At 62.1% G+C, this 13,418-nt stretch carries 14 protein-coding genes, 1 tRNA gene and 4 pseudogenes; 1 reads left to right on the top strand and 18 read right to left on the bottom strand.

The genetic code is table 11. The features are described 5' to 3' along the window. Positions 1-221 precede the first annotated feature (221 nt). The 17 genes and pseudogenes from rplL to X757_RS1000000169665 form a co-directional block, all read right to left on the bottom strand. Positions 222-599 carry a 50S ribosomal protein L7/L12 gene (rplL, locus tag X757_RS155790; RefSeq protein WP_023667436.1) on the bottom strand — a complete coding sequence of 126 codons (378 nt, stop codon included), beginning with the start codon at positions 597-599 and terminating at the stop codon, positions 222-224. A gap of 54 nt (positions 600-653) precedes the next feature. Beyond that, the gene (rplJ, locus tag X757_RS155795; protein ID WP_023667437.1) at positions 654-1,172 is read right to left on the bottom strand and encodes a 50S ribosomal protein L10; all 519 of its coding nucleotides are present in this window, start codon (positions 1,170-1,172) and stop codon (positions 654-656) included. Positions 1,173-1,546: 374 nt separating this feature from the next. Then, complete coding sequence (rplA, locus tag X757_RS155800) at positions 1,547-2,245, bottom strand: 50S ribosomal protein L1 (RefSeq protein ID WP_023667438.1); 699 nt, start codon at positions 2,243-2,245, stop codon at positions 1,547-1,549. Between the two features lie 4 nt (positions 2,246-2,249). Continuing rightward, positions 2,250-2,678, bottom strand: coding sequence for a 50S ribosomal protein L11 (gene rplK, locus X757_RS155805; RefSeq protein WP_006333334.1), 429 nt, complete (start codon positions 2,676-2,678; stop codon positions 2,250-2,252). A gap of 172 nt (positions 2,679-2,850) precedes the next feature. Next, positions 2,851-3,378 carry a transcription termination/antitermination protein NusG gene (nusG, locus tag X757_RS155810; RefSeq protein WP_006333333.1) on the bottom strand — a complete coding sequence of 176 codons (528 nt, stop codon included), beginning with the start codon at positions 3,376-3,378 and terminating at the stop codon, positions 2,851-2,853. A 27-nt stretch (positions 3,379-3,405) separates the two neighbouring features. Beyond that, on the bottom strand, positions 3,406-3,609 hold the full coding sequence (gene secE, locus X757_RS155815) for a preprotein translocase subunit SecE (RefSeq protein WP_023667439.1): 204 nt from the start codon (positions 3,607-3,609) through the stop codon (positions 3,406-3,408). Positions 3,610-4,097: 488 nt separating this feature from the next. Then, positions 4,098-4,565, bottom strand: a complete 468-nt coding sequence (locus tag X757_RS1000000167860; RefSeq protein ID WP_023725782.1) for a hypothetical protein — start codon at positions 4,563-4,565, stop codon at positions 4,098-4,100. 73 nt (positions 4,566-4,638) lie between these two features. After that, positions 4,639-4,992, bottom strand: a complete 354-nt coding sequence (locus tag X757_RS155820; protein ID WP_023725781.1) for an Hsp20 family protein — start codon at positions 4,990-4,992, stop codon at positions 4,639-4,641. A gap of 126 nt (positions 4,993-5,118) precedes the next feature. Continuing rightward, positions 5,119-5,301: a hypothetical protein gene (locus X757_RS1000000167855; protein ID WP_156933420.1), complete on the bottom strand. Its 183-nt coding sequence runs from the start codon at positions 5,299-5,301 to the stop codon at positions 5,119-5,121. A 119-nt stretch (positions 5,302-5,420) separates the two neighbouring features. Continuing rightward, positions 5,421-5,496, bottom strand: a tRNA-Trp gene (locus tag X757_RS155825). Positions 5,497-5,656: 160 nt separating this feature from the next. Next, a complete protein-coding gene (locus tag X757_RS155830) occupies positions 5,657-6,139 on the bottom strand; it encodes a group II truncated hemoglobin (protein WP_023667442.1) in 483 nt (160 codons plus the stop codon). Between the two features lie 91 nt (positions 6,140-6,230). Continuing rightward, on the bottom strand, positions 6,231-7,796 hold the full coding sequence (locus X757_RS155835) for a hypothetical protein (protein WP_023725780.1): 1,566 nt from the start codon (positions 7,794-7,796) through the stop codon (positions 6,231-6,233). A gap of 457 nt (positions 7,797-8,253) precedes the next feature. Then, a complete protein-coding gene (locus X757_RS155840) occupies positions 8,254-9,888 on the bottom strand; it encodes a hypothetical protein (RefSeq protein ID WP_023725779.1) in 1,635 nt (544 codons plus the stop codon). Between the two features lie 148 nt (positions 9,889-10,036). Next, positions 10,037-10,606: pseudogene (locus tag X757_RS0133675) on the bottom strand (EF-Tu/IF-2/RF-3 family GTPase). Then, positions 10,572-11,439, bottom strand: a pseudogene (locus tag X757_RS1000000168870) (GTP-binding protein); the annotation flags it as partial. The pseudogenes X757_RS0133675 and X757_RS1000000168870, both read right to left, overlap by 35 nt. Positions 11,440-11,479: 40 nt before the next feature. Beyond that, positions 11,480-11,740, bottom strand: a pseudogene (locus X757_RS1000000166340) (GTP-binding protein); the annotation flags it as partial. Positions 11,741-11,783: 43 nt separating this feature from the next. Beyond that, a pseudogene (locus X757_RS1000000169665) lies at positions 11,784-11,876 on the bottom strand (GTP-binding protein); the annotation flags it as partial. A gap of 313 nt (positions 11,877-12,189) precedes the next feature. Here X757_RS1000000169665 and X757_RS01000000164670 point away from each other — a divergent pair. Continuing rightward, positions 12,190-12,966: a DMT family transporter gene (locus X757_RS01000000164670; RefSeq protein ID WP_245275044.1), complete on the top strand. Its 777-nt coding sequence runs from the start codon at positions 12,190-12,192 to the stop codon at positions 12,964-12,966. A gap of 164 nt (positions 12,967-13,130) precedes the next feature. Here the strand turns inward: X757_RS01000000164670 and X757_RS155845 are convergent, their stop codons facing one another. Further along, positions 13,131-13,388, bottom strand: a complete 258-nt coding sequence (locus X757_RS155845; RefSeq protein WP_023667446.1) for a GlsB/YeaQ/YmgE family stress response membrane protein — start codon at positions 13,386-13,388, stop codon at positions 13,131-13,133. Positions 13,389-13,418 lie beyond the last annotated feature (30 nt).

Below are 13,418 nucleotides of genomic sequence, written 5' to 3'. Positions count from 1 at the left end.
CGAGCCTCGCCGCGGCTCACCTTGCATGCGCGGCCACCTCGGCGGCGGCCCCTGATCTGTTTCCCGCCGCCTGGCGGCGACGGCTAAAACGGGAGAAAACCCGTTTCCTGAAGGCCGGTTTCGGCCCTCAGGAAAGAGGTTCTCGTACATCTCGCGCTACGCATCCTCCCCTCTGATGAAGGGAGTGGCGGACGGCGCGAGGCCGCCCGCCGCTTTTACGCTTACTTCAGGTCGACCTTGGCGCCGGCTGCTTCCAGCTGGGCCTTGAACTTCTCAGCGTCAGCCTTGGAAACGGCTTCCTTGACCGGCTTCGGAGCTGCTTCGACCAGATCCTTGGCTTCCTTGAGGCCCAGGCCGGTGATGGCGCGGACTTCCTTGATGACGTTGATCTTCTGAGCGCCTGCCTCGGTGAGGACGACGTCGAATTCCGTCTTTTCCTCAGCCGGAGCAGCAGCAGCGGCAGCGCCGCCGGCAGCGGCAACCGCCACCGGAGCAGCAGCCGAAACGCCCCACTTTTCTTCCAGAAGCTTCGACAGCTCGGCCGCCTCGAGGACGGTCAGCTTCGAAAGGTCGTCTACGATCTTTGCCAGATCAGCCATTGTTGTATTCCTTCATCAGGTTCGAACGTGTGTTTGTGATAGCGAGGAACGGCCTCATGCCGCCTCGTCCTTCCGGGCGTAAGCGCCGATGACGCGCGCGACCGAAGCCGCTGGCGCATTGACGATCTGGGCGATCCGGGTTGCCGGCGTGGCGATCATGCCAACCAGCCTGGCGCGCAGCTCATCGAGCGACGGAAGTGTGGCGAGTGCCTTCACACCGTCGGCGTTGAGCGAGGTGGTGCCCATTGCGCCGCCGAGAATGACCAACTTGTCATTTCCCTTGGCGAAATCGGACGCGACCTTCGGCGCCGCAATCGGATCCTCCGAATAAGCGATCAGCGTCTGTCCCTTGAACAGGTCGATGATCGATGCGGAGTCCGTGCCCTGAAGAGCGATTTTGGCGAGACGGTTCTTCGCGACTTTGACGGTGCCACCGGCAGCGCGCATTTTCGACCGAAGGTCGTTCATTTGCGCGACGGTGATACCGGCGTAGTGGGCCACGACGACTGAACCAGCGCCTGCAAAAGCACCATTCAGGCCCGTGACGAGTTCGCGTTTTTCCGCTCTGTCCACTGCCTATCTCCAGTTGACCCCTGCCCCGCTAGTGGGACAGGCGTCGGGTTGCCTTTTTGCCGGCCGGGCCATCCATTACAGATCTCCCGAACGACGCTCGAGGATCCTGCCCCCTTTCGCCACATCGACGGCAAGCCGGAGATGCGCAGACAAAAGGCAAACACGGTTCGAACCTTTCATTGGAGCTTGTCGCTCCGTTGTCAGGTTTTCACCCGTCTCATGCAGGCCCAATTCAATTAAGGCTTCTGGGCCGCCTGCAATCTCGGACAGGATGTCCGGAAGCCTCTCGACTTCCGGTACCGGGCCGCCGACAAGTCGGAGGCCCGGAATTCACTTGCGGATCAGCGCCTTGGCAGCCGATCCAGATGTTCGTATCAAGACGCTGCGAGCGTCGAGACGTCGAGCTTGAGGCCCGGGCCCATCGTCGAGGTGACCGACACCTTCTTGACGTAGTTGCCCTTGGCGCCAGCCGGCTTTGCCTTGGTCACGGCATCGGCGAAGGCGCGGACGTTTTCTTCCAGCGCCTTGACGTCGAACGAAACCTTGCCGACGCCGGCATGAACGATGCCGGCCTTCTCGACGCGGAACTCGACAGCGCCGCCCTTCGATGCCTTGACGGCGGCGGCGACGTCGGTGGTGACGGTGCCGACCTTCGGGTTCGGCATCATGCCGCGCGGGCCCAGCACCTTGCCCAGACGGCCGACCAGCGGCATCATGTCCGGCGTGGCGATGCAGCGATCGAAGTCGATCGTGCCCTTCTGGACGATGTCGACCAGATCCTCGGCACCGACGATGTCGGCGCCGGCGGCGCGAGCCTCATCGGCCTTGCCGCCACGTGCGAACACGGCGACGCGGACAGAGCGGCCGGTGCCGTTCGGCAGGTTGACCACGCCGCGGACCATCTGGTCGGCATGGCGCGGGTCGACGCCGAGGTTCATCGCAACTTCGATGGTCTCGTCGAACTTCACCGTCGAACGGTCCTTGAGCAGCTTCAGCGCCTCACCAAGGGCATAGGCCTTGTTGGGGTCGATGCCGTCGCGGGACTTCGATACACGCTTTGCAATCTTTGCCATGATCTCAGCCCACCACTTCCAGACCCATCGAGCGGGCGGAGCCCTCGACCATGCGCATGGCCGCCTCGACGTCGTTTGCGTTCAGATCCTTCATCTTCTGTTCGGCGATGGCGCGCACCTTGTCGCGACCGATCGTGCCGGCCTTGATCTTGCCCGGCTCTTTCGAACCCGAAGTCAAGTTCGCCGCCTTTTTCAGGAAGTAGCTCACCGGCGGCGTCTTCATGACGAAGGTGAAGGACTTGTCCTGGTAATAGGTGATGACGACCGGGATCGGCGATCCCTTTTCCATTTCCTGGGTCTGCGCGTTGAACGCCTTGCAGAATTCCATGATGTTGATGCCGCGCTGACCAAGTGCCGGGCCGATAGGCGGAGACGGCGTAGCCGATCCCGCTTTGACCTGGAGCTTGAGCTGGCCTGCAATTTTCTTAGCCATCTCTTTCCTGCCTTTATCTCATGCCGGCCCCAGTATCGGGAACACCGGCGGTTGCAGTCTGGTGGTGCGGTCCGCGCGGCCGGCTAAAGCCGCATTCGCCTCCCACCCGTTCACGGCCGCGCGCTTCCCGCGCCGCCTCCCCTTGCCGGCGAACCGGCGCAGGGTTTTCGGATCAGCCCTTTTCGACCTGTCCGAATTCCAGATCGACCGGCACGGCGCGCCCGAAGATCGAAACTTCCACCTTGAGCCGCGCCCGCTCCTCGTCCACTTCCTGGACGAAACCGTTGAACGAGGCGAACGGACCATCCGAAACGCGGATCGCCTCGCCGATCTCGAAAGTGACCGAGGGCTTCGGCCGCTCGACGCCTTCCTGAACCTGGTTCAGGATGCGCTGCGCCTCGGCTTCGGTGATCGGCACCGGCTTGGAGTCACCGAGGAAGCCGGTGACCTTCGGCGTGTTCTTGACAAGCGAGAACACCGCATCGGTCAGATTGGCCTTGAGCAGCACATAGCCCGGAAAGAACTTGCGCTCGGCATCGACCTTGCGGCCGCGGCGGATTTCGACGACCTTCTCGGTCGGCACCACGATCTGCTCGATATCGGCGGACAGGCCCTTCTGCTTGGCCTTGTTCTCAATGTCCTCGGCGACCTTCTTTTCGAAGTTCGAATAGGCGTGGACGATGTACCAGCGCGCGGTCATTTCAAGACTTCTCCGTAATCGCCGGACTTAATGGCCGAGGCTCAGTAACCGCTCGATCGCGTAGCCCATGGCCACGTCGGCGGTGAAGAAAAAGATCATCGCGATGACCGCGAATACGAGCACCATCACCGTCGAGATCATCGTCTCCCGGCGCGACGGCCAAGTCACCTTGGCGGTCTCCGCGCGGACCTGCTGGAGAAAGACGAAAGGATTTGTGGTTTTCGAAGCCATATGCCGCTCTGTCTTCAAGACCCGTTGGCCGGGTCTCCTGGATGATCCCGCTGGCCGGGACGTGCCGCCTGGGTTCAAGTCGGCGCCGAATCAGCGCCATTTCGCCCATGCAAATCGGACGCGTAAAGCCGGCTTCCCAGCTCCACGCGTCGCGTGTCTGTTGTGTCTACATAAAACCGATTCTTGATCCACGCAAGTGGCAAGTGTCCGCTTTATGACCAAACGCCGCCTCGGAACCATCCAGTCGTCCCGTCCCGGCTATCGGGGCCTTATGCCTCAGTTCGCCCAATATGGCAAGCCACCTGCCGTTTTTCAATGCCAGACCCCATTCCAGGGGTGCATCCGGAAATCAGGCACGTGATTACAAGTTCGAGGAAATGGCGTTGCGGACGAACCTGCGACCTGCTGTTTTGGAAACCAAATGAAGCGCACGCAAGATTGGAATCCAGCTGCCCATGCCGAGGCAGCTGGATCAACCCAAGGTTAGCTCAGGCGCAGGCGAGTTCGACCCCGGCCACTGCGCCGATTCCGCGTGGTGGGCGTGGGCGCGGCGCGATCACTGCCGGGCACGGGGGCGGGTCGTCGTCATCGTCGGGGCCGAAAGAACGGCCACTATGCCGCCAAGCTTTGAGAACGCTGCGGCGCGAGGAGGGTCGCCAAGGCAGCACCCGGCCTGAAGTCTCTTTCCCCAGCGTGGGTTTCTCATCCAGAGCCTTCAACGCCCTCAGAATCTGGTCGACAGGGATTACCGTGCCGTTGTCCAGGCGGCGCAAGGCAGGCTGGTTTTCCACCGCGCAGGCATCGGACGCCCACGAGGAAAGCAGTGCCCGCTTTTCTCCACGACTGAGGCGCGGATGGTTGATGACGTTGTCTGGATTGTCGAGCAGGCACAAAGAAGTTTCAATTTTGCCCGAGCGTGCCGCAGAAAGTGTCGGTGTCTCGTAGAAGTTGTCCATCTCCATTCTCCGCAATCTGGGCCTCCCGGCCGAAGCCGGGAGGCGGACCGCAGGGATAACTGAATCGATACGATCAGGCCGCTTTGCGGGTGCGTTCCGTATCCTGGGCGATCTGCTTGCCGCCCACCTGGGCGTCGCCGGCCCCGATGCTGATGCGGCGCGGCTTCAGCTCTTCGGGAATCTCACGGACGATGTCGATGGTCAGGAGACCCTTCTCAAGGTTTGCTGCCTTGATCTTCATGTGGTCGGCAAGCTTGAACGTCTGCCTGAAACTGCGATAGGCGATGCCCTGGTGCANACGGTAATCGTTCTCGTCGACCTTCTCGATGTTATAGGGCGGCCAGTCTGGACGCGTGCCGCTGTCGAGCATGTCAAAAAGCCGGTCGAAACCGACGGTGGTCCGATAGAGAGTATCAAAGGTTCTCATAGCCACATCCTCCTTGAAGCAACATGGGTACAAGGGCGCCGCCCAGCAGCGCCGCCTTTTGCCAAGCCAATCGGCCTCGGCGGGAAACGAATTAGGAAGGGCTGAAAACCGGTTCAAGAGCCCTATTCAAAAAAATTCCAGAAGCCAGGCCAGCATCCCGCTTCCAATAATTCGCAGCCGCTGAAAAGCAGCCGGCGGCAGCAAAATAGGCCTATTCTGAATTGTGAACGCAAACGGCAATTGGCTCGCCAATGGCAGTTGAATCAAGGAAATCGGTCGTGGAAATACGCCGACTTCGGCATTGCGCATCAGCGCTCTCGCTCTGCGCATGCCTTCGGAACGTCGCTCGTCGAGTACGCGGCTTCAGCCCAACCAAACGAGGAGCCAAAACAAGGCGTTTCTAAAATGCCGGATTCCAATGAGGAAAATGGCACGGGCAGCAGGGCTCGAACCTACGACCTGCGGTTTTGGAGACCGCCGCTCTACCAACTGAGCTATGCCCGTACGCGCGTTTCAGCGCAGGCGCTTCCTAAAAGCTTCCGGGCGCGCTGTAAAGAGTTGTCTGACGCGCTTTCAGATCCTTTGCCGGAAATCCGGATAGGTGATGACCAGCCCGTCCCTGCCGATCTCGATTTTTCGCCTGCCTGAAGCCGCATGCCGGCGCTCAATCCCCGGCCGGCGGCTTGTACGGCCCGCCCGGTACGCCCCAGCCCCAGGCCGGCATCGGTTCGGTCTGCGGGTCGCAGGTCTCGCCGAGGGTGGAATTCATCTTGGCAAGCCGTGACCCCCATTCGACATAGCCCATGAAGGCGGAACGGAATTCGGGATCGTCCGGCAGCCCGACCGCATCGGCGGCATCGGCAAGCAGGCTGATCCAGCGGCGGCGCTGTTCCTCCGTCAGATGCTTGCCCAAGTGATGCATGACCATCTCGCGATGGCCGCCATGCTGTTCGCTGTAGGTCTTGGGTCCGCCAAAAACCTCGCCGATGAAGGCCGCGACATGCGCCGGATGATCCGGCGACATGTGTTTGAACACCGGGCCGACCACCGGGTCGCGGGACACCTTGTCGTAAAAGGTTTCCGTCAGCCGATTGAGGGCTTCGATGCCGCCGGCCCATTCGTAGAGTGTCGGAATATCCTGGCTCATTCTCGATCCTCCCCCGGGCGACGCCTGCCACGACGATAGCGGAGAAATCGGGCATGGCTCAACCTGGCTCGATGGCCAGTTTCTGCGATGCCTACAGTTTGGCGGGCGACTCGGCCTTGGCTGTCGGCGGAAGCAAACAGTTGTCGGGCTTGGGTGAGGTTTTGCAAATAGCGGGGCCAGTTAGCGCCTCCACCGACTCCGGCCCGGTTGTCAGCCCGACTTTGAGCATCATGTCGGGCTCGAGCTGACGCTCGACCGAGCCTATCGCGGCGAACAGAGCTGGGTCCATCTCCATCTCCTCCAGGTAGGCTTTAACCAACTGCGTCTGTCCCCTCGAGGACATGCTGAGCCTCGCCTTGGGATCGACCAGCCTTTTGGCGCCGGCGGCAAGCATGAGCGCGCAGGCCGAATCGCACTCCACTCCAAAATCGCTAATCAGCCCGACATAGGCACCGTTATCGGCCAAGCAGCCTGCCTCGGGCGGGTCGCAGCCGACGATAGTGGTGCGAGCGACGGCGACGTCGAGCTTCCGTTCATGGATAAGCCTTCCCGCGGCCAGAGCGCTGAACAGGCTGCCCCCCTGTGAGCTGATCACCACCGGCAGCCGCCGGTTGCCAAGGGTGTCGAGCAACTGGCGCAACTTTTGCGGGGTCTGAGGCGTCATCGCGCCTTCCGCCGAGATCCATTCCGGGCAATCGGGATTGCAGAGCGAGTCTCTGCCGCGAACGACAACGAAGCGCATATCTGGCGTCGAATTCCCTGGCGCTGCCTGCAACGGCTTGGGAGCTGGAGCCTTGGCCGCCTGAGAAAGTGGGGGGCCGGTCTTTGCCTTGATCGCAGCCACCACGGCCGGCTTGGCCACGGGCGTTTGTCCGCCGGCTGGCTTGTTTCCCGGTATTTCCCGGCAGTTCGGAGCCGGCGGGTCGAACATGCACAAACTTGCTCTGGTAAACAGCTCAAGAGTGTCCGTGCTGGTCGCCAGTTTCATCGTCAGCATATCGTGGAGGCCGATCTCCCTGATGTCGCTCGCCGGCGTCGCCTTCATCAAGTCCAGCACGCCCTGCCCGATACCCATCTCTCGGAGATAGGCCGAGATCTTTCTCGCGTACCCCTTGCTCATCTCATAGGTCTTGTAGCTTTCACCTTGAGTGACCGTTTGCGTGGTGACCCGATATTTTTTGCCCCGTTTGACGCGATATGTGGTCCGGTAGTGCGTTGTGGAGGGGAACCAGGTGGTGGTGATCTGATGAACACCCAGATAGTTCCAGCCGCCGGCCACGCGGCGGACGCCACCGGCAAACATCAGCGGACAGGCGGAGTTGCAGCTGGCGCCATCAGACGCCCGGCCGAGATAGGCGGAACCTTTGCCGTAACTAAAACCACAACCATCCGTCCCGGGCCAACAGTCGGAAAACTCGGTCTTGCCTACGGCGATATCGAGCTTGTTCTTGCGGATTATCCGGCCAAGTTCGAGCGCTGCATTGACGTTGCCGCCAAAGGAATTGACGATAATCGGCAGTTTGCGACCGCCTAGCTTCTTCAAGGTGCGCTTGAGCAGGGCTGGCGTGCCGGCTGCGATGTCGCCTTCGGCGGAGATCCACTCCGGACAATTGGGCTCGCAGCCCGGTGCGTTGCTGCGCGCGACGACAAACTTCATCTCCGAGCGATCCTCGGACCATATCGTCGGATCATTCGTCGGATAGGGCACTCCCTGCAGAGGGGGTACTGTCTGCCATGTCCCGGGGGAGGCATCCTCGGCCTTCGCGGCGAAGGCAGCCATCGCCATCGCGGCCACCGTCGACAGCCGGACCAGCCCGCGCCGCCACCGTCCCACAGTGTCTGAACGTTGTCCCAAAACCACGCCCGGCAAACCCCTCAATGCAATCCATAATAGTTGCGGCGACGGTGCTTGCAATAGCTTTGAAACAATCGTGCAATACTTGTGCCGCGCAACGCCGGAAACAAAAAGGCAGCCCCAAAGACCGCCCTTTCCTGGTCCATCCGGCTGACACCTGCTCGACTATTTCTCGATGGTGATGACGACGCCGGCACGACGGTGCGGCCGCCTTCACGGAAGGCGAAGCAAGGCTTCTCTTCCATGACGATAGGCGCGATCAGCCATTGGACGACGGCACCACGCGGCAATTCTCAGGTTTCGGCGCCGATCTGCAGATGCTGGACCCCGTCAGCGCATCCACCGACTGGCGCCCGGTCGTCAGGCCGACCTCCAGCATCATGTCGGGTTCGAGCTGACGCTCGACCGAACTGCCCTGGAGCGCCCGGAACAAAGCGGGGCTGATCGCCATCTCGTCGAGGTAGGATTTGACCGCCTGCTTCTGCCCCATCAGATAGAGGCTGAGCCGCGCCTGGGAACCGACAAGCCGCCTGGCGCCACCGGCCAGCATGAGCGCGCAGGCCGAATCGCAGTCGCCGTCGCCATCGACGCTCAGCCCGGCATAGGCGCCTTCCCTGGCCAGGCAATTCCACTCTGCCGGGTCGCAGCCGACGAAATCGGTGCGGGCAACGGCAACGTCGAGCTTCTTTTCATGGATGATCCGGCCCGCCGCCAGGGCGCCGGAGAGGTCGCCGCCTCGCGAGCTGATCACCACCGGCAGCCGCCGGTTGCCAAGCGTGGCGAGCAATTGGCTGAGTTTCTGCGGCGTCTGGGGCGTAATCGCGCCTTGCGCTGCAATCCATTCCGGGCAGTCGGGATTGCAGAGCGGGTTGCTGCCGCGAACCACGACAAAGCGCATGCCGTCATCGTGCGGCGCGCTCTCCGGCTTCACCGGCAGCGGCGCAGCCTTTGCCACGTCCGGCAGGCCGCCGGCTGGCTTGTTCTCCGGTATTTCCCGGCAATTCGGAGCCGGAAGGTCCAGCCTGCACAGGCTTGCGCTGGTCAGCAAATCTGCAGCGTCTTCGCTGGTGACTAGCTTCATTGCCAGCATGTCGCTGAGGTCGATCTGCTGGATGTCGCTGGCCGGCGTGCTCTTCATCGTCTCGATGATGCTGAGGTCGACACCCATCTCCTTGAAATAGGCGGACAGCTTGCGCTCCACCCCCTTGCTCATCTCGTAGGTCTTGTAGCTGCCGGTGTTCTTGCGGCTGACGACCTTCTTGCTGATGACCCGCTTCTTGCCTTTCACGATCCGGTAGCGGACCTGATATTGCACGTTCATCTGCACGATCGTGGTGGTGATCTGGTGGACGCCGAGATAGGCCAGCGGCCCGACCATGCGTCTGGTGCCGCCGGCCAGCATCATTGGACAAGCGGACGCGCAATAGCTGCCGAGCACATAGGGGCTGCCGATATAGTGCGCGCCTCTGGCGTCGTTCTCCTTGCAGTTTTTCACCCCTGGCTCGCAGCCGACGAACCAGGTCCTGCCGACCGCGATGTCGAGCTTGTTCTTGCGTATCATCCGGCCCATGGCGATGGCTGCATCGACATCGCCGCCGGGAGAGTTGATGACGATCGGCAATTTGCGGCCGCCGAGCGTTTTCAGGGCAGCCTTGAGCAGCGCCGGCGACTTGGCCGATATCGCACCCTCGGCCGATATCCATTCCGGACAGGTCGGCTCACAGCCCGCCGCGTCGCTGCGCACGACGACGAACCGCATCGGCGGATCCGGATCCGGCTCTGAATTTTTTGTCTCGGCCGCGAAGGCGGCACTGCCCACGGCAAACATCGACACCAGGCAGATCAGCCCCAGTGCCCACCATGACCGACTATGCAAACGGTGCTGTGGAACCATCCGACCAAGCCCTCAATGCAATCTATACTGTAGAGGCTCACAGACTTGCAACAGAGATTGGGACCCCAAAACAGGCACATCTGGCCAACGAAAAAGGGCGGCCCGAGGGCCGCCCCTATCCGTTTCGATCCGGCGATGCCGGGCTCGATTACTCTTTGATGGTGACGACGATGCCGGCACCGACGGTGCGGCCGCCTTCACGGATGGCGAAGCGCAGCNGTTTAAGTCTAAATTACTCTTTGATGGTGACGACGATGCCGGCACCGACGGTGCGGCCGCCTTCACGGATGGGGAAGCGCAGCTTCTCTTCCATGGCGATCGGCACGATCAGCTCGACATCGACCGTGATGTTGTCGCCGGGCATAACCATTTCCGTGCCTTCCGGCAGCGACACGATGCCGGTCACGTCGGTCGTGCGGAAGTAGAACTGCGGACGGTAGTTGGTGAAGAACGGCGTGTGACGGCCACCTTCGTCCTTGGTCAGGATGTAGGCTTCGGCCACGAACTTCTTGTGCGGCTTCACCGTACCGGGCTTGGCCAGAACCTGGCCGCGCTCGACGCCTTCACGATCAACGCCGCGCAGCAGCGCGCCGATGTTGTCGCCAGCCTGGCCCTGATCGAGCAGCTTGCGGAACATCTCGACGCCCGTGCAGGTCGTCTTGGTCGTCGGACGGATGCCGNGGCTTGGCCAGAACCTGGCCGCGCTCGACGCCTTCACGATCAACGCCGCGCAGCAGCGCGCCGATGTTGTCGCCGGCCTGGCCCTGATCGAGCAGCTTGCGGAACATCTCGACGCCCGTGCAGGTCGTCTTGGTCGTCGGACGGATGCCGATGATTTCCAGTTCCTCGCCGACCTTGACGATGCCGCGCTCGACGCGGCCGGTCACGACCGTGCCACGGCCCGAGATCGAGAACACGTCTTCGATCGGCATCAGGAACGGCTTGTCCAGCGGACGAACCGGCGTCGGGATNACGGCCCGAGATCGAGAACACGTCTTCGATCGGCATCAGGAACGGCTTGTCCAGCGGACGAACCGGCGTCGGGATGTAAGCATCGACCGCAGCCATCAGCTCGCGGATCGCGTCTTCGCCGATGGTCTTGTTGGAATCTTCCAGAGCAGCCAGCGCCGAACCCTTGACGATCGGAATGTCGTCGCCGGGGAACTCGTTCTTCGACAGAAGCTCGCGAACCTCGAGCTCGACCAGTTCGAGCAGCTCGGCATCGTCGACCTGGTCGACCTTGTTCAGGAACACCACGATCGACGGCACGCCGACCTGACGGGCAAGCAGGATGTGCTCGCGGGTCTGCGGCATCGGGCCGTCGGCGGCCGACACCACCAGGATCGCGCCGTCCATCTGCGCGGCGCCGGTGATCATGTTCTTCACATAGTCGGCGTGGCCGGGGCAGTCGACATGGGCGTAGTGGCGCGCTGCCGTCTCGTATTCGACGTGCGCCGTCGAAATCGTGATGCCGCGGGCCTTCTCTTCGGGCGCCGCATCGATCTGGTCGTAGCGCTTGTATTCGCCAAAATACTTCGTNCGGCACGCCGACCTGACGGGCAAGCAGGATGTGCTCGCGGGTCTGCGGCATCGGGCCGTCGGCGGCCGACACGACCAGGATCGCGCCGTCCATCTGCGCAGCGCCCGTGATCATGTTCTTCACATAGTCGGCGTGGCCGGGGCAGTCGACATGGGCGTAGTGGCGCGCAGCCGTCTCGTATTCGACGTGCGCCGTCGAAATCGTGATGCCGCGGGCCTTCTCTTCGGGCGCCGCATCGATCTGGNGCCGTCTCGTATTCGACGTGCGCCGTCGAAATCGTGATGCCGCGGGCCTTCTCTTCGGGCGCCGCATCGATCTGGTCGTAGCGCTTGTATTCGCCAAAATACTTCGTGATCGCCGCCGTCAGCGACGTCTTGCCATGATCGACGTGGCCAATCGTGCCAATGTTCACATGAGGCTTGTTACGCTCGAATTTACCTTTTGCCATAGTCTCTTTCCTTGGACGGCCTTGACCTTCAGTTCAGTCGAATGCGGGGCGATTAGCGACTACGGCCGAAAAACACAAGTGCCTTGTGGCCGGGTGCGCTGTCCACTCGGTGCGAACCGATGATCCGATTGCGGGGATGTGGCGCTGATATAGGAACGCGCGAACGGAAATGAAATGGGGGCTGCGGGCTCCAGCACCTGTTTGCTATTCCCGCCCATGTCCTGTCCCGCCCATGTCCTGGCCTTTGCCTGCCGGATGTGCAGCCGGCGCCTGGCCCATTGCCGCTGCGGCGGCGGTCTGATTTGGTTGCCCCATGCAATTCATACCGACCTCCATACGCGGCCCGCTGTTCATGATCGTTTCGACGGGGTCGTACCTCGTCAACGACACGATGATGAAGCTCGCCACAGCGGGATTGCCGTCCTATGAAGTGCTGTTCCTGCGCGGGGTCGCGGCCACGCTATGGGGCATGCCGCTGCTGTTCCTGCTGGGCTATGGCAGGCAGATCCCTTTGATCTTCGACAAACGCGTGCTGCGCCGCAACCTGCTCGAGCTGGCGGCCATCCTTTGCTACGTCGTGGCGCTGGCCAACATGCAGATCGCCGATTCGACCGCGCTCGGGCAGATCACCCCGCTTTTGATGCTGGTCGGCTCCTCCATCCTGTTCGGCGAACGGATCGGCGGCGTGCGCATGGCGCTGATCGGGCTCGGCTTCATCGGTGCGCTTATGGTGGCCCAGCCGACCATGCAGGGCATCTCGGTCTATGCGTTGCTGGCGCTCGGCAACGCGGCATTGGCGGCGGCGCGCGATCTTGCCGGCAGGCGGGTCGCGGCCGAAGTGCCGGGCATGATCGTCGCCATTTCCGCCGTCGTGGTGGTGCTGATCGGCGCGGGCGCCGCGCATCTCGTTTCCGAGCGCTGGGTGATGCCGGAAGCCCGGCACCTGCTGCTCATGGCCGGCGCCGGATTCTTCCTGATCTTCGGCCATTTCTTCATCTTCATGGCCTATCGCGTCGGTCCGACCGGCGTGGTGGCGCCGTTCTACTACTGCTTTACCGTCTGGGCGGTCATCTCAGGCGTGCTGGTATAGATCGGAAGAGCACACGTCTGNATCCTGCTGGTGGTCGCGAGCGGGCTGACCATCGTCTCGCTTGATGAACGCAAACGCAGGCTGACCGTCGTCGCCTGACCTTCAAGTCAACGCGTCGAAGCAGGTTTGGCCGTCCTGCGGTCAGCCAGTCGGCAGACTGGTGCCTAAAGCGTTCGCTTGCCGGAGAACTGGTGATAGGCCCACAGCACGACCACCGCGCCGATGACGGCGACGATCAGGCTCCAGATGTTGAGGCCGGTCACGCCCGTGGCGCCAAAGGCGCTGAAGATCAGCCCGCCGACGATGGCGCCGACAATGCCGAGCACGATATCCATGATCAGGCCCTGGCCGGTCTTGTTGACGATCTTGCTGCCGATAAAGCCGGCGATGACGCCGAGGATGATCCAACTGATAATGCCCATTTTTCCTCTCCATTCCCCCGCCGGCCGATC

The organism is Mesorhizobium sp. LSHC412B00 (assembly GCF_000503035.1).
Classification (GTDB): domain Bacteria; phylum Pseudomonadota; class Alphaproteobacteria; order Rhizobiales; family Rhizobiaceae; genus Mesorhizobium.
This window is presented reverse-complemented; position numbering and strand designations above follow the sequence as displayed.

Coding starts and splice junctions, on each gene's coding strand:
- nusG (WP_006333333.1), bottom strand. CDS start 3,378: ATGACCGCGCGCTGGTACATCGTCCACGCCTATTCGAACTTCGAAAAG.
- secE (WP_023667439.1), bottom strand. CDS start 3,609: ATGGCTTCGAAAACCACAAATCCTTTCGTCTTTCTCCAGCAGGTCCGC.
- X757_RS1000000167860 (WP_023725782.1), bottom strand. CDS start 4,565: ATGGACAACTTCTACGAGACACCGACACTTTCTGCGGCACGCTCGGGC.
- rplK (WP_006333334.1), bottom strand. CDS start 2,678: ATGGCTAAGAAAATTGCAGGCCAGCTCAAGCTCCAGGTCAAAGCGGGA.
- X757_RS155840 (WP_023725779.1), bottom strand. CDS start 9,888: ATGGTTCCACAGCACCGTTTGCATAGTCGGTCATGGTGGGCACTGGGG.
- X757_RS01000000164670 (WP_245275044.1), top strand. CDS start 12,190: ATGCAATTCATACCGACCTCCATACGCGGCCCGCTGTTCATGATCGTT.
- X757_RS1000000167855 (WP_156933420.1), bottom strand. CDS start 5,301: ATGCGCAATGCCGAAGTCGGCGTATTTCCACGACCGATTTCCTTGATT.
- rplA (WP_023667438.1), bottom strand. CDS start 2,245: ATGGCAAAGATTGCAAAGCGTGTATCGAAGTCCCGCGACGGCATCGAC.
- X757_RS155830 (WP_023667442.1), bottom strand. CDS start 6,139: ATGAGCCAGGATATTCCGACACTCTACGAATGGGCCGGCGGCATCGAA.
- X757_RS155835 (WP_023725780.1), bottom strand. CDS start 7,796: ATGAAGTTTGTCGTCGCGCGCAGCAACGCACCGGGCTGCGAGCCCAAT.
- rplL (WP_023667436.1), bottom strand. CDS start 599: ATGGCTGATCTGGCAAAGATCGTAGACGACCTTTCGAAGCTGACCGTC.
- X757_RS155845 (WP_023667446.1), bottom strand. CDS start 13,388: ATGGGCATTATCAGTTGGATCATCCTCGGCGTCATCGCCGGCTTTATC.